The organism is endosymbiont of Ridgeia piscesae, assembly GCF_001443665.1.
Taxonomy (GTDB): domain Bacteria; phylum Pseudomonadota; class Gammaproteobacteria; order Chromatiales; family Chromatiaceae; genus Endoriftia; species Endoriftia persephonae.
Genome location: NZ_KQ557121.1, coordinates 107,989 through 128,918 on the forward strand (window position 1 = coordinate 107,989; position 20,930 = coordinate 128,918).

The 20,930-nt window shown below is 58.7% G+C and carries 17 protein-coding genes; 6 read left to right on the top strand and 11 right to left on the bottom strand.

Going from position 1 to position 20,930, the window contains the following annotated elements; genetic code table 11:
• From frr to rpsB, 4 genes are all read right to left on the bottom strand, one after another.
• Positions 1–558 (bottom strand): ribosome recycling factor, encoded by a 558-nt coding sequence (gene frr, locus Ga0074115_RS05250; protein WP_057955307.1) that lies wholly within the window; start codon positions 556–558, stop codon positions 1–3.
• Position 559: 1 nt separating this feature from the next.
• On the bottom strand, positions 560–1,282 hold the full coding sequence (gene pyrH / locus Ga0074115_RS05255) for a UMP kinase (protein ID WP_060528289.1): 723 nt from the start codon (positions 1,280–1,282) through the stop codon (positions 560–562).
• A gap of 78 nt (positions 1,283–1,360) precedes the next feature.
• Positions 1,361–2,245: a translation elongation factor Ts gene (gene tsf / locus Ga0074115_RS05260; protein WP_057955305.1), complete on the bottom strand. Its 885-nt coding sequence runs from the start codon at positions 2,243–2,245 to the stop codon at positions 1,361–1,363.
• Positions 2,246–2,344: 99 nt separating this feature from the next.
• Positions 2,345–3,079: a 30S ribosomal protein S2 gene (gene rpsB / locus Ga0074115_RS05265; RefSeq protein WP_198295043.1), complete on the bottom strand. Its 735-nt coding sequence runs from the start codon at positions 3,077–3,079 to the stop codon at positions 2,345–2,347.
• A gap of 276 nt (positions 3,080–3,355) precedes the next feature.
• On the opposite strand from rpsB, the gene map reads away from it, so the two are divergent.
• Both map and glnD read left to right on the top strand, forming a co-directional pair.
• On the top strand, positions 3,356–4,138 hold the full coding sequence (gene map, locus Ga0074115_RS05270) for a type I methionyl aminopeptidase (protein ID WP_006475415.1): 783 nt from the start codon (positions 3,356–3,358) through the stop codon (positions 4,136–4,138).
• 5 nt (positions 4,139–4,143) lie between these two features.
• The gene (glnD, locus tag Ga0074115_RS05275) at positions 4,144–6,798 is read left to right on the top strand and encodes a [protein-PII] uridylyltransferase (RefSeq protein WP_060528290.1); all 2,655 of its coding nucleotides are present in this window, start codon (positions 4,144–4,146) and stop codon (positions 6,796–6,798) included.
• A gap of 7 nt (positions 6,799–6,805) precedes the next feature.
• On the opposite strand, the gene Ga0074115_RS16450 is transcribed toward glnD, so the two are convergent.
• From Ga0074115_RS16450 to alaC, 7 genes are all read right to left on the bottom strand, one after another.
• A complete protein-coding gene (locus Ga0074115_RS16450; protein ID WP_198295041.1) occupies positions 6,806–6,979 on the bottom strand; it encodes a class I SAM-dependent methyltransferase in 174 nt (57 codons plus the stop codon).
• Positions 6,980–7,265: 286 nt separating this feature from the next.
• A complete protein-coding gene (locus Ga0074115_RS05280; RefSeq protein WP_057955303.1) occupies positions 7,266–7,673 on the bottom strand; it encodes a hypothetical protein in 408 nt (135 codons plus the stop codon).
• Between the two features lie 28 nt (positions 7,674–7,701).
• Positions 7,702–8,091: a VOC family protein gene (locus Ga0074115_RS05285; protein WP_005959102.1), complete on the bottom strand. Its 390-nt coding sequence runs from the start codon at positions 8,089–8,091 to the stop codon at positions 7,702–7,704.
• Positions 8,088–9,173 carry a hypothetical protein gene (locus tag Ga0074115_RS05290; RefSeq protein WP_060528291.1) on the bottom strand — a complete coding sequence of 362 codons (1,086 nt, stop codon included), beginning with the start codon at positions 9,171–9,173 and terminating at the stop codon, positions 8,088–8,090. The genes Ga0074115_RS05285 and Ga0074115_RS05290 overlap by 4 nt, the downstream gene beginning before the upstream one ends.
• Positions 9,174–9,200: 27 nt before the next feature.
• Positions 9,201–10,283 carry a threonine synthase gene (gene thrC / locus Ga0074115_RS05295; RefSeq protein ID WP_057956712.1) on the bottom strand — a complete coding sequence of 361 codons (1,083 nt, stop codon included), beginning with the start codon at positions 10,281–10,283 and terminating at the stop codon, positions 9,201–9,203.
• A 70-nt stretch (positions 10,284–10,353) separates the two neighbouring features.
• The gene (locus Ga0074115_RS05300) at positions 10,354–11,667 is read right to left on the bottom strand and encodes a homoserine dehydrogenase (protein ID WP_057956713.1); all 1,314 of its coding nucleotides are present in this window, start codon (positions 11,665–11,667) and stop codon (positions 10,354–10,356) included.
• Between the two features lie 39 nt (positions 11,668–11,706).
• Positions 11,707–12,897: an alanine transaminase gene (gene alaC / locus Ga0074115_RS05305; protein WP_006475418.1), complete on the bottom strand. Its 1,191-nt coding sequence runs from the start codon at positions 12,895–12,897 to the stop codon at positions 11,707–11,709.
• A gap of 1,466 nt (positions 12,898–14,363) precedes the next feature.
• Here alaC and Ga0074115_RS16190 point away from each other — a divergent pair.
• The 4 genes from Ga0074115_RS16190 (at position 14,364) to Ga0074115_RS05320 (ending at position 20,776) form a co-directional block, all read left to right on the top strand.
• Positions 14,364–14,534, top strand: coding sequence for a hypothetical protein (locus tag Ga0074115_RS16190; RefSeq protein WP_157292668.1), 171 nt, complete (start codon positions 14,364–14,366; stop codon positions 14,532–14,534).
• Complete coding sequence (locus tag Ga0074115_RS05310) at positions 14,515–17,322, top strand: hypothetical protein (RefSeq protein ID WP_060528292.1); 2,808 nt, start codon at positions 14,515–14,517, stop codon at positions 17,320–17,322. Before Ga0074115_RS16190 ends, Ga0074115_RS05310 begins: the two co-directional genes overlap by 20 nt.
• A 24-nt stretch (positions 17,323–17,346) precedes the next feature.
• Complete coding sequence (locus Ga0074115_RS05315) at positions 17,347–19,806, top strand: hypothetical protein (protein WP_157292670.1); 2,460 nt, start codon at positions 17,347–17,349, stop codon at positions 19,804–19,806.
• Between the two features lie 196 nt (positions 19,807–20,002).
• Entirely contained in the window at positions 20,003–20,776 is a 774-nt protein-coding gene (locus Ga0074115_RS05320) for a hypothetical protein (protein WP_060528294.1), read from the top strand.
• The last annotated feature ends 154 nt before the right edge of the window (positions 20,777–20,930 follow it).

Genomic DNA, 20,930 nt, shown 5'->3' on the forward strand with positions numbered 1-20,930 from the left:
TCAGAACTCCATCAGATCTTTCTCTTTTACCGCCAGGACTTCATCGATAGTCTTGACGTGCTGATCGGTCAGTTTCTGGATAATCTCCTGACCACGGCGTTCGTCGTCCTCGGAGATCATCTTCTCTTTCACCAGATCCTTGAGATCGTGGTTGGCGTCGCGGCGGATATTGCGCACCGCCACCCGTGCTCCCTCCGCTTCATTGCGCGCTATACGGATCATGTCCTTGCGGCGTTCTTCGGTAAGCGGCGGCATCGGCACCCGGATTACGGTGCCCGCCGACATCGGATTGAGGCCGAGGTCGGAGGTCATGATCGCCTTTTCCACCGCCTGCACCATGGTCTTCTCCCAGGGGGTCACGGCCAGGGTGCGAGCATCCTCAATGTTGATGTTAGCCACCTGATTGAGTGGCGTCTCGGAACCATAGTAGTCGACCTTGATGTGGTCGAGCAGGCTCGGATGGGCCCGCCCGGTGCGGATCTTGGCCAACTCGTTGCGCAGCGCTTCGACACTCTTGTCCATGCGTGTTGCTGCATCGCTTTTGATATCGTCGATCATCTCACTCTCCGCTCTCAACCAAGGAGCCGATCGCCTCTCCGCGCATCAGACGCATCAGGGCACCATGTTCGTTGACATTCATGATACGCAACGGCATGCCATTGTCACGACAGAGCACGATCGCCGTTGCGTCCATCACTTGCAGATTCTCTGCCAGCGCTCGATCGTAACTGAGCACCGGATAGAATTCAGCATCGGCCACCTTCACCGGATCGGCGGAGTAGACGCCGTTCACCTTGGTCGCCTTGATCATCAGATCGGCCTTGATCTCAATCGCCCTCAGCGAGGCGGCGGAATCAGTAGTGAAGTAGGGATTGCCGGTGCCGGCCGCCAGGATCACCACCTCGCCAGCCGCCAGACAGGCGCGCGCCTGACGAGCGGTGAAGCCCTCGCAGACATCCGGCATCGCCAGCGCCGACATCACCCGCGTCGGCACACCGACGCGCTGCAGTGCATCCGCCATCGCCAGCGAGTTCATCACTGTCGCCAGCATCCCCATGTGGTCACCGGTGACCCGGTCGATGCCGCCCCGGGCCAAACCGGCGCCGCGGAAGATGTTGCCGCCGCCGATCACCATGCCAACCTGCACGCCAGCCTCGCTCAGTTCTTTGACCTCGCCGGCAACCCGCGCGATCACATCCGGATCGATACCGAAGTCGCCGCTGCCCATCAGGGCCTCACCGCTGAGTTTGAGTAGAATCCGCTGGCAGATCAGTTCCGACATGGTTTACCGCATTCCTTGTTTTGTAGGGATTGGAAGACTAGGCCGCCGCCCCTGGTGGGCCCGCGGCCAGATTTCGCATCAGAGTTTGGCCTGGGCCATCACTTCGTCGCGGAAGTTCTCCTGCTTCTTCTCGATGCCCTCGCCCACCTCCAGACGCTGGTACTGGATGATCGAAGCACCTCGACTCTTGAGGAGTTTCTCCACGCTCTGGTCGGGATCCTTGACAAAGGCCTGTCCCAGCAGGGTGTTCTCGGCGAGATACTTGCGCATCCGCCCCTCCACCATCTTCTCGACGATGTTATCGGGCTTACCGCTTTCCTGTGCCTGGGCGGTGACGATCTCACGCTCTTTCGCCAGCATCTCCTGGGGCATGCTGTCGGCATCCAGGCAGACCGGGTTGGTAGCGGCGATGTGCATTGCCAGATCCTTACCTAGCGCCTCGTCGCCACCCTCCAGCTCGACCACCACACCAATGCGCACACCGTGACGGTAGCTCACCAGGCTGCCCTTGCTGCTCTGCAGGCGGGCAAAGCGACGCACGTTCATGTTCTCACCCAGCTTCGACACCAGCGCCTCGCGGGCCTGTTCGACGGTGGTTTCCTCGCCCTCGTGCAGCGACCGCTCCATCAGCGCGGCGACACCCTCAGCACCGCTGCTGAGGGCGCGCTCGGCCACTGCGTCGGCAAATGAGGTGAAGTTCTCGTCCTTGCCGACGAAGTCGGTCTCACAGTTGACCTCAACCATCACCGCGCTGCTGTTGTCATCAGAGAAGCTGATCACGATGACGCCCTCAGCCGCGGTTCGGCCGGCTTTCTTCGCCGCTTTCGCCTGACCGGACTTGCGCATCGCTTCGATCGCGGCCTCAACATCGCCATCCGTCTCAACCAGTGCCTTCTTGCACTCCATCATGCCTGCGCCGGTACGCTCGCGCAGCTCTTTAACCAGAGAGGCTGTAATCGCCATGTTCTGTCCTACCTCTGTAGATTCGTAACTTCAAACGAAAAGCGACCGGATCGCGTCTACCACGCGGATCCGGTCTGAGCAGAATATCGCTGTCGGGGTTTACGCGTTGTCGTCTTTGACCTCGACAAACTCATCCCCAGCGCCAGATGCCGCCACATGGGCCGCGCTGGCGCGCCCCTCCAAGACTGCCGCAGAGGCGCCCTGCACAAACAGTTGGACCGCGCGGATCGCGTCATCGTTGCCGGGAATGACGTAATCGATGTCATCTGGGTCGTTATTGGTATCGACCACGCCGACCACCGGAATACCGAGCTTGCGCGCCTCAGCCACAGCAATGTTCTCGTTGCCCACATCGATGACAAACATCGCATCGGGCAGACCGCCCATATCCTTGATACCGCCGATGCTGCGATCGAGCTTCTCCATCTCACGCTTCAGGCCCAAGCCTTCCTTCTTGTTAAAGCGCTGCTCGACACTGCCGTCCTCGAACATCGCCTCAAGCTCTTTCAGACGTTTGATCGACTGCTTGATGGTCTTAAAATTGGTCAGCATGCCGCCCAACCAACGATGGTTAACGAAGGGCATGCCGCAGCGCTGCGCCTCTTCGCGGACCGCATCACGGGCAGCGCGCTTGGTGCCGACAAACAGAATCTTGCCGCCGTTGGCGGAGAGAGAACCGATGTAGTTCATCGCATCGTTGTAGAGGGGCAGGGTCTTCTCAAGATTCACGATGTGAATCTTATTGCGATGACCGAAGATGTAAGGACTCATCTTCGGGTTCCAGTAGCGGGTCTGATGACCAAAGTGCACACCAGCCTCAAGCATCTGGCGCATAGATACAGAGCTCATATAAATCTCCTGATTGTATCGGGTTAGGCCTCCATACACCCCATGCCCCGACCCTGCAGCAATGCTGCTGAGCACCCCGGTACATGTGTCGATGTATGTGCGGATTTGGTGGACCGCGGCACGATCTGCGCCTGCCACCACAATAATGCGAACCGTTTGCGATTCGGCGGGGCGTTTTATACCATACCCGCCGGACTGCGACAAACCCTCCCGCCGCTTCATGTGGCTGTATCCCCCGGACCACCAACCAAATTCAAGCCCATGAGCGTCACCATCAAAACCGCCCAGGAAATCGAAAAAATGCGCGTTGCGGGCCATCTTGCCGCCGAGGTCCTGGAGATGATCGAGCCGTACGTGAAACCGGGCATCACCACCGCAGAGCTCGACCAGATCTGCCACGACTACATCGTCCATCAGCAGCAGGCGATCCCGGCACCGCTCAACTACCGGGGCTTCCCCAAATCGATCTGCAGCTCAGTCAACCAGGTAGTCTGCCACGGCATACCCAACGAGAAACGGCTGAAGAAGGGCGACCTGATCAATCTCGACATTACCGTGATCAAGGATGGCTACCACGGCGACACCAGCCAGATGTTCCTGGTCGGTGGAGGTAGTGTGTTGGCGAAACGATTGATGGATATCACCCAGCAGGCGCTGTGGATCGGCATCCAGCAGGCCAAGCCCGGCGCCCAGCTGGGCGACATCGGCCATGCGATCCAGGATTTTGTCGAACAGCACAACTACTCGGTGGTACGCGAATATTGCGGCCACGGCATCGGCAAGGAGTTTCACGAAGACCCGCAGGTGCTGCACTACGGCAGCCCCGGCACCGGCCTGGTGCTGCAACCCGGCATGTGCTTCACCATCGAACCGATGGTCAACTCAGGCAAACGCCATGTGAAGCTGCGCCCGGACGGCTGGACCGTAGTGACCCGCGACCGCAGCCTCTCAGCCCAATTCGAACACACCCTGCTGATCACACCCGAAGGCTGCGAGGTACTCACCCTGCGCCAGAACGAGACCCAATTCGCCAGCGGTCACTGACATCCATGCCCAAGATTGAATTTGACTTTCAGCCACTGGATCAAGCGTTGCAGGCCGACACCTTTCCGTTCGCCAAATTCCAGACCACCCTGAAGCAGGGTACGGCGCTGATTCAGGAAAAATATCATAAGGGTGTGGCGATCGATCAGCTGGTCCGCGCCCGCGCCCGACTGATCGATGAGTTGCTGGTCCGTGCCTGGCGCCACCATTTCAGCGACGCCAGTGGAGTCGTGCTGGTGGCAGTGGGGGGTTATGGCCGGGGCGAACTCCACCCCGCCTCCGATATCGATCTGATGCTACTGCTCGAGAACGAGGCCGCATTCGAACAACAGCGGGAGCCGCTGGAGGCGTTTCTCACCGCCCTCTGGGACATCGGTCTGGAGGTAGGTCAGAGCGTGCGCACCATCACCGACTGCGTGCGCGAGGCGGAGCAGGACATCACCGTCGCCACCAACATCATGGAGTCGCGGCTGCTAACCGGCCCTCTGGCGCTGTTTGAATCGATGCGCGAGGCCACCGGTCCCGACCGGATCTGGAACAGCCGCGAGTTCTTCGAGGCAAAGTGGAAGGAGCAGCAGGCGCGCCACGCCAAATATGAAGACAGTGTCAGCAACCTGGAACCCAACATAAAAGAGGGACCAGGCGGCCTACGCGATATCCAGATGATCGGCTGGGTGGTGAAACGCCACTTCCGCGCCGAGACCCTGCAGGATCTCGTGCTGCACGAATTTCTCACCCTGGATGAGTACAACACTCTGATCGAGGGCCAGAACTTCCTCTGGCGGGTGCGCTTCGCCCTGCACACCCTCACCGGACGCGCCGGGGACCGTCTGCTGTTCGAGCATCAGCGCGCGCTAGCCGCTGAGTTCGGCTATGACGACGACTCGGCCAACCTGGCGGTAGAGCAATTTATGCAGCTCTACTACCGCACCGTGATGGAGCTAAGCCGCCTTAACGAGATGCTGCTGCAGCTGTTTCAGGAGGCGATCCTGCTGAAAAATCGGCTGGACGAGCCGGTGCAGCTGAACCGCCGCTTCCAGCAACGCAACGGCTTCCTCGAGGCAAGCAGCCCCGAAATCTTCAAGCACACCCCGATCGCCCTGCTGGAGCTGTTTCTGACCCTGCAGCAGCATGCCGAGCTGAAAGGGGTGCGCGCCCGCACCATCCGCCTAATCCGTGACCACTGCCACCTGATCGACGACGCATTCCGTCAGGATATCCAGGCCACCAGCCTGTTTATGGAGATCCTGCGCCAGCCCGAAGGCATCACCGAACAGCTCAGACGCATGAACCGCTACGGCGTGCTCGCCGCCTACATCCCGGCGTTTGCCAATATTGTTGGGCGCATGCAGTACGACCTGTTCCACGTCTACACGGTGGACGAACACACCTTGATGGTGATCCGCAATCTGCGGCGCCTGGCGGTACCCAGCCACAACCATGAATACCCGCTCTGCAGCCAATTACAGCAGAATCTGCCCAAGCAGGAGCTGATCTATCTCGCCGCACTGTTCCACGACATCGCCAAGGGACGCGGCGGCAACCACTCGGAGCTGGGGCAGGAGGACGCCCTGGAATTCTGTCGCCGCCACCACCTCAGCGAGTACGATAGCCGCCTGGTGGCCTGGCTGGTACGCCGCCACCTGCTGATGTCGATGACTGCGCAGCGCAAGGACATCAGCGACCCCGAGGTAATCCAGGCTTTCGCCGAGCAAGTGGTAGAATTGAACCGGCTCGACTACCTCTACCTACTCACCGTTGCCGACAGCCAGGCAACCAATCCAAAACGCTGGAACTCCTGGAAAGAGGCCCTACTGCGCGATCTCTACACATCAACCCGACAGCTGTTGCAGCGCGGCCTCGGCAACCCGCTGGCGCAGGAGGAGCTGATCAGTGAAAAGCAGGCGGAGGCGCGCCAGGGACTGATAGCACAAGGCTACTCTCAGGAGCGCCTGGAGCAGCTCTGGCAGAGCTACAACCCCGAATATTTCCTGACCCATTCGGTAAACGCCATCTGCAGCCAGAGCCGCCTGATCCTCGACACCCCGAAGAGCGAACTGCCACTGATCGCGATCCGCCAGACCGAACATCGCGGCGGCACCGAGGTGATCTACTACGGCATCGAACGGGACAACCTGTTTGCCCTCAGCACCACCCTGCTCGACCAGATCGGCCTCTCTATCGTCAACGCACGCATCATGAGCACCAGTCAGGGCTACTCACTCAACTCCTTCCTGGTCCTGGAAGAGGATGGCTCATCGGTCACACCAGGTGAGCGCACCAATGAGATCCTCGACAGCATGCGCCTCGGCATGAGCCAGACGGAGGTCGACTGTTTCCGAGTGCAACGCCGCATCCCGCGCCAGCACAAGAGCTTCGACACCCCAACCCGGATCTTCTTCTCCCAGGATCTGACCCACCACCGCACCACCATGCGGCTGGTCACCCTCGACCGACCTGGCCTGCTCTCCGAAGTCGGGCAGACCTTTCTCGCCTGCGGCATCAGCCTGCAGCACGCCAAGATCTCCACCATCGGAGCTCAGGTGGAGGATATCTTCTTCATCACCGACCGCGACAAACAACCCCTGCAAGAAGAGCAACAGCTGGAGTGCCTGCGGCGCTCTATCACCGAGCGACTGCCAAAGACACCCGAGGAGTGAGCCGACCTCAGGGCTTGATCGCCTTAATGCTGGCCGAAACAACATACTCCTCCACGCCGCGGCCTGGCGCCCAATCCTTGATGAACGCCCGCGAGCTATCCTTCGGCTCGATGCGGATCTCGACCAAGCCGGCATCAGTCATGAACCACTGCAGATCATCGATCAGCGAAGCACCGGCCATGCACTTGGAGCTGTCACAATCTGAAGCAGAACCCGACCTCCATTCCCGCCCCCTTTCAACGCGAATTTATTTCCTGTGACCCTTGTCACGGTCGCCATTCCGAGCAAGGTTTAGGATTTCTTCAACAAAGAGAGCTGAGTAGCACTGCCATAGCAGCACGGCAACTGCTACTGAAAAGCCTATTTGCTAGCCCCTCCTCTGAGCAGCACTTATAGCCCCCGAAAGGGGGTTTCTTTTACCCGCACGCACAGTCGCGCCCCGCCTGCAGCGACCGTCTCCTACCCGATCACTCACGTCGCACGCTTCTCTTCGCCGCCTTCTTCAACTTCACAACGCGCACGATCTCCCAGATCATGCCACCCACCGACCCCCAAAATCCGCCCAGGATAACGAACATGAAGAGGGGACGGGTAGCGAGAGATTTCAGCAACAGACTACCGGTGGCATCTACCATAAAAGAGACAAGCCAGGCTATCAGCAACGCCCCGAGCAGGCCGGCGATCAGTGCATGCAGCATGCCTGCCTCCCGGCTGCTCGTGGCGCAGAGGAACCCGGCCAGGATCCACAGCGCCGAGGCGGTGAGCAGTTGCGGGCCAGTCGCCTGAGTGGCGCCAGCCAGCAGAGCCAGGCCGATCATCACTGCAGTCAGCACGAGGACAAGCAGCATTCCCAGCAGAATAGCTTGATAGCGCATTTCAAGAGTTCCTGTTTAGAAGAGAAGGTTATGAGGCAGAGAGCGGAGTCTCGACAAACTCCAGCGCGTTGCCATCGGGGTCGCGGCAAAAGAGTGCACGCCGTCCGGAGCGGCTCAGAGTATAGGCGACACCGGCCGGCTCCAGCCGTGCCTTGAGTCTGTCGAGATCAGCGACCTGCAGCGCCAAATGGCGATCCCGCCCCCCATGAGCGGGACGCCCCGCGACCGGATCAGGATTGGGCAACTCCAGCAGATGGATCTGCTGCTCGCCCAGGGCCAGCCAGGCCCCTGGAAAGCCCAGATCAGGACGAGCCTTGATCGACTCCAGCCCCAGCAGACCGGAGTAGAAGCTGAGTGCGGTGTCGGTATCTGCCACGATCAAGCTGACATGATGGATGCCATTGATCAGATCACTCATGGATGGTTACTCTCCAACAGTTGCAGAATCGGCCGGGCCCGACGCCAGAGACGACGCATGGCGCCAGAGGTGATCCGATAGCCACGACCAGTGCAGGGATAGATGGTGAGCTGCCTGAACCCACCCTGTCGCAGCAAACTCGCCACTTCTGCCTCCAACTGCTCAAGCGCCTCGATCCAGAGGTAGGGGTCGGCATTCAACACCGGGGAAAGCAGAGCAGACCAAGTACGCAGGGTTGCTCCATCGCTGGCGATAAATCCATCCCGCTCATCGGCATGCAGATCGACAGCCGCCAGCCGCGCCAGTCCGAGTGCGGTCGGATCATCCGAGCAGACAGCTGCAAAGCGCGGCTTCGGCGACCGCGGCAGGCGCCCGCCCCCCGACAGCCAAAGTCCGTTGATCGCGACCCGCCCGGCTAGCTCGCGCTGACGGTTGGGCTCCGCATTGAACAGCAGCATCTGCATCTCATTCAGCAGCCTGTGCCAGTGGCGCGCATCGCCACCCTGGGGCAGAAACATCTCGATATTGCGCCCCACCACCGACTCCAGCGGCCGGGTCTGCAGATCGGGAGCCTCAGCAAGGCGGAGATACCAGCGATCGGGGTGGGGGGCGATCAGCTCAAGGCCATCGTCGGCAAAGTGCCGATTGAAGAGCGCCAGCAGCGTCTCGGACTCCTGCTGCTCAATCTGCAACAGCTGATTGTCGAACAGCAGCAGCCGGTCGCGATCGGGACGCAGATGCACCGGGTCGGCGCGCACCCAGAAGCTATCCCCCGGAGCCATGCCATCACCCAGCAGATCCACCGCACCACGGGGCAGATCATGCCCGGTTTCCGCTTCAATACCGAACAGGCCGAACAGGGTTGATGGAAAATCACTGCCCTCCACCGGCACCTGGTCAGCTCGGGCCAGCAGGCGTTCGATCAGTGGGATTGCCGGCAGCCGGCCGGAAGCGGCCAGATTCGGCATCGGTCCCAACAGACCGGGGATCAGCAGATGGAGTTCGGCGTTGGATTTCGCCATAGAGATAAAACGGGCAGGAGCGCTGCTGGCGGCGCGAACAGACTGGCTCAGCCTTCGCACCTCAAGCGGCGCTCCTGCGGGTTTTGATTAGTCAGCCATATTGTCGAGGATCGCGCGCTTCACCGCTTCCAGCTCCGCGTCGATGGTCATCACCGGCGAGGTCGACTGCTTGATGGCGGTGTCAGGATCCTTCAGGCCGTTGCCAGTGAGGGTGCAAACGACCTTGCTGCCCTCGGGGATTTTGCCCGACTTGATGTCGCGCAGCGCACCGGCCAGGGAGGTGGCGGAGGCGGGCTCGCAGAACACGCCATCAGTCTGCGCCAGCAGCTTCTGCGCCGCCAGGATCTCCTCATCGGTACATTCATCGAACCAGCCGCCCGACTCTTTCTGCACCGTCCACGCCTTATCCCAGGACTGGGGGTTACCAATGCGGATCGCTGTGGCGATGGTATCCGGATCCTTCACCGGACCGCCGCGCATGAAGGGCGCGGAACCAGCCGCCTGATAACCCACCATGGTCGGCTTGTTGTTAACGTTACCGTGCTCGAAATACTCCGTGTAGCCCATCCAGTGGGCGGTGATGTTACCCGCGTTACCCACCGGCAGGCAGTGGTAGTCGGGGGCGCACTCCAGCTCTTCGATGATCTCGAAGGCGGCGGTCTTCTGCCCTTGCAGGCGGAACGGGTTGATCGAGTTGACGATGGTCACTGGGGCGTGCTCGGCGATATCTTTCACCAGTTGCATACCGTCGTCGAAGTTGCCGCGGATCTGCAGGGTGACGGCGCCATACATCATCGCCTGGGCCAGCTTGCCCATCGCGATCTTACCCTCGGGGATCAGCACAAAGGCGGTGATGCCGGCCCGTGCCGCATAGGCTGCCGCCGATGCCGAGGTGTTGCCGGTGGAGGCACAGATGATCGCGGTAGAGCCCTCCTCCACCGCCTTGGTCACCGCCATGGTCATGCCGCGATCCTTGAACGAGCCGGTGGGGTTGAGCCCCTCATACTTGACGTAGATATCCACATCCTTGCCGAGCGTGCGGGGGATGTTGTTGAGACGGATCAGCGGGGTGTTACCCTCACCGAGGGAGATGACGCGGGTGTCGTCGTGCACTGGCAGGCGATCGCGGTACTTGTCGATCAGGCCGGTATAACGGGATCTGAATGGCATGATGGCTCCTAAAATACTTTTAAATATCGTTTGGCCAGACCACTGCAGCTGATCTGGCGCTTCAATTCGCTCAGGCGTCGAGCTGCTCAACACGGATCCGCATCACCTGGCCGCTGACGCTATCGAGGGCCTCGATCTGCGCGATCGCCTGGTTCATCTGCCCCTCCACCACCCGGTGGCTGAGCATCACCAGCGGCACCAGGCTCTCGCCCTCCGCCGGCTCCTTCTGCTGGATCGCCTCGATGCTGATTCCCGCATCGCCGAGGATGCCAGCGATGCTCGCCACCACACCGGGTTTGTCCTCCACCTGGATGCGCAGATAGTAGGCGGTCTCGACCTGTTCCATCGGCAGGATCGGCAGGTCGGCCAGCTCGCCGGGCTGGAACGCCAGGTGCGGCACCCGGTTCTCCGGATCGGTGGTGAGGGCGCGTACGATGTCGACGATATCAGCCACCACCGCCGAGGCGGTGGGTTCTGCACCAGCGCCGGCACCATAGTAGAGCGTCGGACCCACCGCGTCGCCCTGCACCAGCACTGCGTTCATCACCCCATCAACATTGGCGATCAGGCGTCGCTCCGGAATCAGGGTCGGGTGTACGCGCAGTTCCACACCTTTGTCGGTCTTGCGGGCTATGCCCAAATGCTTGATGCGGTAGCCAAACTGGTTGGCGTACTCCACATCCTGGCGCTCAATTCGGGTGATGCCCTCGGTGTAAGTCTTGTCGAACTGGAGCGGGATGCCGAAGGCAATCGAGCCGAGAATCGCCAGCTTGTGCGCCGCGTCTATCCCCTCCACGTCGAAGGTGGGGTCGGCCTCAGCGTAGCCCAGCGCCTGGGCCTCCTTCAGCACATCATCGAAGTCGCGCCCCTTGTCGCGCATCTCGGTGAGGATGAAGTTGCCGGTGCCGTTGATGATACCGGCGAGCCACTCGATCCGGTTTGCCGCCAACCCCTCGCGCACCGCCTTGATGATCGGGATGCCGCCGGCCACCGCCGCCTCGAAGGCCACGGTGACGCCCTTGCGCTGCGCCGCCTCGAAGATCTCATTGCCGTGCATGGCGATCAGCGCCTTGTTGGCGGTAACCACGTGTTTGCCGTTCTCAATCGCCTTCAGCACCAGCTCTTTGGCCGGGGAGTAGCCGCCGATCAGCTCGACGATGATCTGCACCTCCGGGTTGTCGACCACCGCAAAGGCATCGTCGCAGACCTCGACCTGATCCAGCCCCAGCAAGCTGTCGGCATCATAGGCCTTGGCAGCAGCGTGGGTGATGCGAATGCCACGTCCGGCACGGCGCGCAATCTCTGCCGCGTTGCGGGTCAGTACATTCAGGGTACCGCCGCCGACGGTGCCCAACCCCAACAGACCTACTTTGACCGGATTCAAGCTTACTCTCCTTCAATTTCAATTCGACCCTGAGCGGACTCAGGATTTGATCAGACCGTCGCGACGAAACATGTCACGGATGCCGCGCACTGCCTGGCGGGTGCGGTGTTCATTCTCTATCAGGCCGAAGCGCACATGGTCGTCGCCGTGACTGCCGAAACCGACCCCCGGCGAGACCGCCACCCTGGCCTCCTGAAGCAGTTTCTTGGAGAACTCCAGCGAGCCCATCTCTTTATAAGGTTCAGGGATCGGCGCCCAAACGAACATGGTCGCCTTGGGTTTTTCCACCTGCCAGCCGATGTGGCAGAGCCCCTCGCAGAGCACATCACGACGACGCTGGTACATGTCGCGGATCTCTTCCACACACTCCTGCGGCCCCTCGAGTGCAGCGATAGCCGCCACCTGGATCGGTGTAAAAGTGCCGTAGTCGAGGTAGGACTTGATCCGCGACAGGGCTCCCACCAGGGTCTTGTTGCCGCACATGAAACCGACTCGCCAACCCGGCATATTGTAGCTCTTCGACAGAGAGTAGGACTCGACCGCGATATCCTCGGCACCAGGGATCTGTAGGATCGAGGGGGCCTTGTAGCCGTCGAAGACGATGTCGGCGTAGGCCAGATCGTGTATCACCCAGATATTGTGCTGCTTGGCGATCGCCACCACCTTCTCGAAGAAGTCGAGCTCGACACAGTGGGTCGTGGGATTACCGGGGAAGTTGAGCACCAGCATCTTCGGCCGCGGCCAGGAGTCCTCGATCGCCTTCTGCAGCTCCTCGAAGAAGTCCACATCGGAGCGCATCGGCACATGGCGCACATCGGCACCGGCGATGATGAAGCCGTAGGGGTGGATCGGGTAAGCCGGGTTGGGCACCAGCACCGAGTCGCCCGGGCCCACGCAGGCCAGCGCCAGATGGGCCAGCCCCTCTTTGGAACCGATGGTGGCGATCACCTGGGTCTCGGGGTCGAGGTCCACATCGTAGCGGTTCTTGTACCAGCGGCTCATCGCCCGGCGCAGTCGCGGGATGCCCTTCGACATGGAGTAGCGGTGGGTGTCGTTGCGGTTCGCCACCTCGGTCAGCTTGTCGACGATATGCTGTGGCGTCGGCTGATCCGGGTTGCCCATGCCAAAGTCGATGATGTCTTCGCCCCGCGCCCGCGCCGCTGCCTTGAGTTCGTTGACAATAGCGAACACATAGGGCGGCAAGCGCTTGATTCTTGGGAACTCTTCCATCTCGGACGTGGACACGGGGACCTCTGCTCTCTTAATAGGTGACAAGGGCGGGTAAATTAACTGAGCGGCAGGGAAAGATCAATTTTGCTAGGGCATTAGCAGAGCAGCATGGGACCGGGGCCAATATAGAGGCGAGGCGCGCCCAGCGAACGGGATATCGATTTCTCTACACCACATCTGCAACACATGAGAAGCGCGATGCCCTGATATATAAGGTGGGATGACCCAAGTTTTGAGAACAAGTAAAGCTGAGGGGCACGCAATCAACACTACCGTCGGGATTCTTTGCACCTTTCAGTAAGAACAGAAAAAATGAAGATAACTCGTTGATAGGACAAGAATTCCTTTCAACACGCGACAATTCCTGACGTTTTCTGTTGAATTTATGACCAATATCGGAGCGATGCCAGCAACAAATACGTCGAAATTCTTTACACATCAGCCAATTCGCCAATATCCAGCCAACACGCTATCTGAAAAACGACATAAGTAGTGTCGCATCGCAGTCTGGCTGTTCTAGTGAGGCCTTTTCTCACGCAATGACTAGAAACGCGATGTGGTTCCTTTGGTTCTGACAACACTTATGTCGCGTGAAAGTATTTCATAATACAGGCACAAAGTGTGCTCCTCATTCATGCGGCAGTTTTACATATCAACGATGACAACAATCCGCACCTTAGCTCAGATACGCATAGCAATGGCAGCCCTACTTTGAAGGAGAGTAATCGACATGAAATCTTATCTTCATTCTGTTGCTTAAGCAGTTTTGCTAATCGCACCACTGCACGCGCATTCAACCTTACTTGACATCCCAGTCAACTTTTAAGCACCAAAACAAAGCATATAGGGTCCTGATATCGGCAAGGCCAACTTCCGCTTTCATGGCAACTTATAACTTGGAATATTAGATGTGATTAACTACGACATCGGCGCAAGCACTGGCACCGTATCGGCTAACTTCAATGGGAATTTTTCTGTAGACTAACCAATATATCCTCCTCGCTCCGGAGCCATTCCTATCAACTTTATTTTTTCCGGCCGGCCCTGGGGAGGTAGCCTCTCTTCCGAGCCAAGTGCTTGGGCAAAAGTTGAAGTAATTGGTATTGATATCCTTAACAAGAATTATAGTCTCAATTATTCTAAGTCATTCACTCCACAAATCGGTCAGACAATTAAGGGGAATGCCTCTGCCGTTGGGCCTGGAGCCGGCATCAACATCGGAATTGCTGCAGTCGGAGCCAGAATTGACATCGATCGAACGGACAAATTCACCGCCCTAAGTATAGATGGTTTTCTTGCATACAGCCGCCGGTATAGCAAGACGACCAGCTACACCCCCTTTTCCTTAAATAACTCGGGGTCAGATAGCTTATACCTCAGCTTTACCAGTGGAATCTGGGATTTCTGGCTCACGGATATGACATTATTGAACAACTTTAGAACCTCAGCGTGACTGGGATCTGGTGGTGCATGATGAGTCGCACAAGCTCTCTGAGAATGAGGCAGGGGCCGAGACCAAGGCGCTGAGAAAGACGCGCACCCTCACCGGCCACCCCCAAGGAGAGTACGCCTATGCGGTAGGCATGGAGGCTAATCTGCTGGCAGAGATTAAGGCGCTTGACAGTCAGATCATCTGACTTCAGCAAGTCTGACGATGAGCGATTTTGGCATCAAATCCCCGCGCTTGAGGAGAAGCTGGAGAAGAAGAAAAAGCTATGGGAGGAGCGGCGGCAGAAGCACCTGGAGAATCGCCGCGCCTTGTGGGAACGCAAAGGCACGCGCCGACTTGATCTCTCCGCCACGCCTTTTGCTTATGTAAAGTCGGTCGATCTGGCTGAGGGCTTTCTATTTGAGTATGGGCCGGAGCCTGAGTCGCGGGCCTACAACACCCCCAGCGCCCGTGAGAGATTCTTCATCGAGCACTTCGGCTACCGGATGCGTACCGGCAAGCTGACCCAGCCCGATGCGCAGGTAAACGGCGCACTGATGGAGCGCCAGTTCAATGCCTGGCTGAAAGAGCGTGGAGTCCTGCGCGGCCGTCGCCTGGAGGTCGATAAGGACTACTACCGCGAGTTCATCGGCGTCGATGATATGGTCGGCAACAAGATCGATGAGGGGTGGGAGTGGCTGCGCAAGCGCGCTTGGGACAAGGACGATCCCCTGCATGAAGGCTATTCAGTCATGCTGGAGGAGCTGAATAGGCGGTTCGACTACCATGCCAGGATTCAGTTGTTGGAGGCGATCAAAGCCCCGCATGTGGTGGAGCGTGCGAAGAAGCATATCGCGCTCGGCCGTAAGGTGGTGCTGTTCCACTCCAGGATCAAGGGCGGTACGGTTCATCCGTTCCATATCTTCCATGAGCGTACCGGCAGACCACCGTCTGATCTGCTTGGAACAATGGACACCGATCAGCTCAATCAGTGGATGGCAAGTGCTGATGCCTACAACCGGGCGTTGGCCGACTTCCGTGCAACGCGGGCCGATTTGATCAATCTGGAGATCAACCAGTGTCGGCCGCTTGATCTATTCGCTGATGCGTTCGGTGATGCCCTGACCTTCTACAACGGTACTATCAAGAAGTGCGACAAGGTGGCAAACCCCAATGCCTTCAATGATGACGATGGCAGTGTGTCGATCATCGCGGTGCAGGATGAGGGCGGCAAGGAGGGCATCAGTCTGCACGACACAACCGGCAAGAGCCAGCGGGTTCTGATGAACCTTGGGTTGCCGCTCAAGCCAACGCAGGCCATCCAGATCGAGGGGCGCATCTACCGGGTTGGGCAGATGTCCGATGCTATCTTCGAGTACATCAGTACCGGCACCTCCTTCGAGCGTTGGACCTTTGCCAGTAAAATATCCCAGCGCAGCGGTACCGCCGAGAACCTGGCGCTGGGCGAAGAGGCGCGAGCGCTGAGTGAGGCGTTTGTCGATGCCTACGAGAACGCCAACTCAGACGCCCCAAGCTTGCAGCAGGGCAAGGGTGGTAAAGAGCGCGACAGGGCTGGCATGGAAGCGATTACCCCGTTTGAAAAGGCCAAGACTCACTACTTTGGGGTGCAGAAGAACAACAAGCGCCGCTCCCGGCGTGAAGGCGTTGATTACTTTTCTACTCCTGAACCGGTCAGCTTCAAGATGGTGGAGTGGGCCAACATGCGCAGCAATGAGAGCACCCTGGAACCGAGTGCCGGGCATGGCGCGATTGCCCGCTACTTCCCTGAAGATGTCTCCAGTACCTTTGTCGAACCATCCAGTGAACTGCTTTCGCGCCTGGCATTGCGCGCGCCGGGCCGTCACCGGCAAGAGACGTTCGAGGATCTGAGTGAGGCCGCCAACAAATTCCATGCGATCGTGATGAATCCGCCATATGGGTCTGGTGGCGCGACAGCTATGGCGCACCTTGGCAAGGCAATGCACCATCTGAGAAATGGCGGCCGTATTGTGGCGCTGCTGCCGGAAGGGCCAGCCGCAAACAAGAAGCTGGAGAACCTGGTCTATGGCAAAGATGGCGAGCGGGAGCGGCTGGAAAAGCGCATTGAGTCCAAAGGCGGGAAGGGTGTTGCCGAGGAGAAAAGGCGTCTGCACCAGCTCGATAACTTCTATGTGATGGCCGATGTGGGGCTGCCGCCGGTAACCTTCGAGCGCGCCGGCACCAATGTAAAGACCCATGTAGTGATCATTGACCGCTATGACGACGCCAGCCTGGTTCCCTATCAGCGCGGACGTATCGACCTGGAGGCCGATAACGTCAATGAGCTATTCGACAAGATCGAGGGCATGGCGGCCCCAGAGCGGGCCGATATACCGATGCCGCCGGCGGAGGTGTTGGCAGCCAACGAACTGAAGGTCGAGCAGCAGGGTGACGAGTGGATTCTGACCGGCAAGACCTTCGAGATGAAGGATGCCATCAAGCCGATCATCAAGAAGCACTCCGGCGAGTGGGATCAATACGGCAAGCGGTGGCGGGCGCTCAGTGACCCATCTGAGGACATCGCCAACCTGCTGCAGGGCAAGCCGATGGAGGGTGTCGCCCTGCCTAGTGATAAATCAGCTGCGGCAGATGGTAGCGCGGGCACGGCATTCGAGTTGCAGCAGACTCGGCATGCCAAGAAGGATATTGATCTGTTCGTTGCCAGCATGTCGGCGCGGGTGTCGCGTGACGAGTACATTCGGCTGAAGGGTATCGCCAAGCGGCATGGTGGCTACTTCTCCTCCTACAAGAAGAATGGCGCTATCCCAGGCTTTCAGTTCGAGAGCGAGGCAAGCCGGCAGGCATTCATCGATGCGGCGGTGGGTGGCGAGACCAAGTTTAGCCGTGGCGGCGGTAACTGGCAGGAGGTGGTTAGCAGCTTCCGCAGGCTGGCCGATCAGCATGATGCTAACCTTCTCAATCAGTCATTGGTTGATTATGGGCTTGGAAAGGAGTAGAGCAATGCCTACGAAGCGATTGAGATGCCTGACACCCTTTCTGGATTCAGGCAAGCGATTCAAGCAGGATTTTCTACACGAGTCGTTGCGATCGTCCCAACAGAGGAGCGATTCGACCAGTTCGAGGGCGTGCGCGCCAAAGGAAACGATGGGGTCATCTACGTCAGCCTCACAGGAGACAGATCATTCCCAGCAGTCGCAGGGCACGAACTCCTCCACGACCTGAAACGACGCCGACCTGCGCTCTATCGGTGGTTTCTTGAAAAGGCAATAGATCACTACGATCGCTTCCTTGAATATGACGCCAAAATGCAATCCCTCCTGGAGGAGGGGCGGGCACCATTTGCCATCGAGCAGGTCGAGGAAGAGCTGCTGGCGGATTTTGTCGGTGATGCCTTGGCAGATCCTGGCTTTCTGCAGGGTTTGGCAGATGATAATCCATCCAAATTCAAGCAGCTGCTCAACGCCGTTGTGCGCTGGCTTGGCAATGTCAAAGGCAAGCTCAAAGGGCTTGGCTCAGAAAAGTATTTCAATGACATCGATGGGCTGAGAAAGCATCTCAGGGCGGCATTGAATGCCTACGCAGGCGGCAAAGAGATTCCAGAAGCCGTAGCCCCGCACCACTACCGGTCAGAAGACGAAGCCAAGTTTAAGCATAAGGAGCCGCAACCAAAGGCGCTGCCAGATGAAAAGCCGCAGTTCTCCAAGCACGCCATCCTGGGTGATAATGAAAAGCCCAAGGGTATGTCGGTCAAGGAGGTTGAGCGTGCGATCGAAGATTTTAAAAGACGGTTTCCTGGAGCTGCCAGACTTCATTTCGTCGTTAGAGATACCCAGGAGTCGGCTTTCGAGGCCAAAGACACGCCCAAGGAGCGAGTCAAAGGCGCCTACTACGGTAAATCCGGATGGGTACTTCTCATCGCAGGCAACCTGTCTAACCGTAGTGAGGTCGAGCGCGTCCTGGCGCATGAGGTTCTGGTGCATCATGGACTCAATCTTTTTACCCCTGCGGGCAAGCGCAAAGTCCTGCAGGCGGTGGCTGTCTCGGAGGAGCAGCTAAAGCCTTACTTCGATGCAGTGCGGCGTGATGGGTACAGCGAGCAGGACGAGTTCGCCCTTGCCGAGGAGGTGCTTGCCTACATCGGTGAAGATACCCGGGTAAGCGAAGAGAGCATTCAGGCCGGATTTGACCGCTTTGCGATGCGAGTGGTCGCCGTCCTGAGACGGCTGGGCTTCCTGCGTGGCCGCATCATCAAGTCTGAGGCGCGCCAGATCGTGCGCGATATGGCCGAGGGCGTGCGACGCGGGGCCATGCAACAGACCTTCCCCAGCTCGGACCACGCGCAATTCTCAAAGCAGGCCGATCCTGCGATTGATCTCGATGAACTGGAAAAGCTCGGTCTCGCGCCCAAGCAGCGCAAGCGCCTGGTGCAGAAGATCGGCTCACTGATCAACAAGGATTTCCGCGCGCTCGGTCGTGAGTGGGGTTCTCGTGCGCATGAAGGGCTGTTCGATGGCCTGATTGGCATTGACCGGGCCGAGAAAGCAGTGGGTGTCACAGACTCCGTGCAGCGCGGCTATGTGGGGGCGCGCCTGGCGACCGGCGTGGCGGACACCATGCACGCGATTCTCCACTACGGTGCACCTGAGTGGCGCGACGGCATCGTTCAGCGGCGTGACGGCACCCGTGGCCTCCTCGAGGTGTTGAGCGATCTTGGTGGTGACCTGAATGACTGGCTGGCCTGGATGGCTGGGCATCGCGGCGAAGAGCTGATGTCGCAGGGGCGAGAGAACAACCTGACGCAGCAGGACATCCGCGCCCTGAAGGCGCGCGGCACGGGCAAGGAGGTCCAATTCCAGAAGGCACGCAAGGAGTACATGGCGATCAACCATGCCATGCTGGACCTGGCCGAGCAGGCCGGAGAGATCGACAGCGCCTCTCGCAAGGAGTGGGAGAGTGACTGGTATGTACCTTTCTATCGGGCGTCAGATGTTGATGGCGACTCTGTGCTGATGGGGCCGCGCACCAAGCGAGGGCTGTCCCACCAAACTAGCGGCATCAAGGCGCTGAAGGACGGCGCAGTGCCGACCAATGACCTGCTTGAGAATATCCTGACAAACTGGATCAAGCTGACAGATAGCGCCATGAAGAACATGGCGCTGCTCAAGACGGTGGACAACCTGAAGGGTAGTGATTACATCACTGATGAATCACTGAAGTATCATCAAGCCATTGTGCCGCGCAGTGAGATAACCAAACGCATCAAGCAGGACCGCGCCTACCTGGAGATGGTGGCTGACCACATTGGACTGCCGGATGCCGGCGAACTGGAGGTGCTTCACGAGCTGGAGAAGCTGGATTCGACTGGCTTTGAAAAGCTGTGGGCCATTGTAGCGCCGACCGATCCTGATGTGATCCGGGTAATGCGTAACGGCAAGGCGGAATACTACCGGGTGAACGACCAGTCCCTGCAAGGAGATTGAGCGTGTTATCGAAGGCTTCAAGAAACGATTCCCAGGGACGGCGAGACTTGGCTTCATCGTTAGAGATACGCAAGAGTCAGCCTTTGGGCCAGATGGCGGAACAAAAGAGCGAGTCAAGGGTGCCTATTACGGAAAGTCAGGGAGGGTACTTGTCATCGCGGGCAACCTGTCTAACCGTAGTGAGGTCGAGCGGCTCTTGGCGCATGAAGTTCTGGTCCATCATGGACTCAACCTATTTTCACCCGCTGATAAGCGCGCAGTTGTTCATCAGGTGGCTTCGTCGGCGCATCTCCTGAAGCCCTATTTCACGGCGGTACTGAAAGACAGCTATAGCCAACAGGATGAGTTTAAGTTTGCTGAAGAGGTGCTGGCCTATATCGGAGAAGAGACCAATCTTAACGACAAGAGCTATCAGGCAAGGCTGGATCGGTTCGCCATTTTGGTTGCAAGCCTGCTGAGAAAGATTGGGTTGTTTCGTGGCATAATCACAAAGGCGCACGCGCGCCAGATCGTGCGTGATATGGCGGAAAGCGTACGCAGTGATGCGCCGCAAAAGACATTTCCAAAGAGCGATGACGCGCAATTCTCCAAGGCCGGCCCGGCTACGGATGATGTGCTGGAAAAGATCGGACTGGCCCCCGGGGCGCGAAAGCGGTTGTCACAGAAGATCAGCGACCTTATCGGCAAGGACTTCAAGGCGCTGGGCCAGGAGATGTCTGCCCGTGCCTACGAGGGGCTGTTGGATGGCCTGGTTGGCATCGACAGGGCGGAAAAGGCCGTTGGCGTCACCGATGCAGCGAAGAGCGGATATATCGGCGCACGCCTGGCGACAGGTGTGGCCGACATCATGCACGCGATCCTGCACTACGGCGCACCAGAGTGGCGTAACGGCATCGTGCAGCGCCGGGATGGCACGCGGGGACTGCTTGAAGTGTTTGGCGATCTTCGATGCCGCAATAAATCTCTATGAAAAACATCCCTCGCTCACAATTTGCAAAGCTGCATTTGGCATCCCCCACCCATGCTTTATTAATCGTTCCGAAAGTATTGGCAGTCTATTTTTGAACTTGCCAAAATATACTTTGTATCTGACATGCGGAAGAAACTCTTAATCAGCGAAGTGC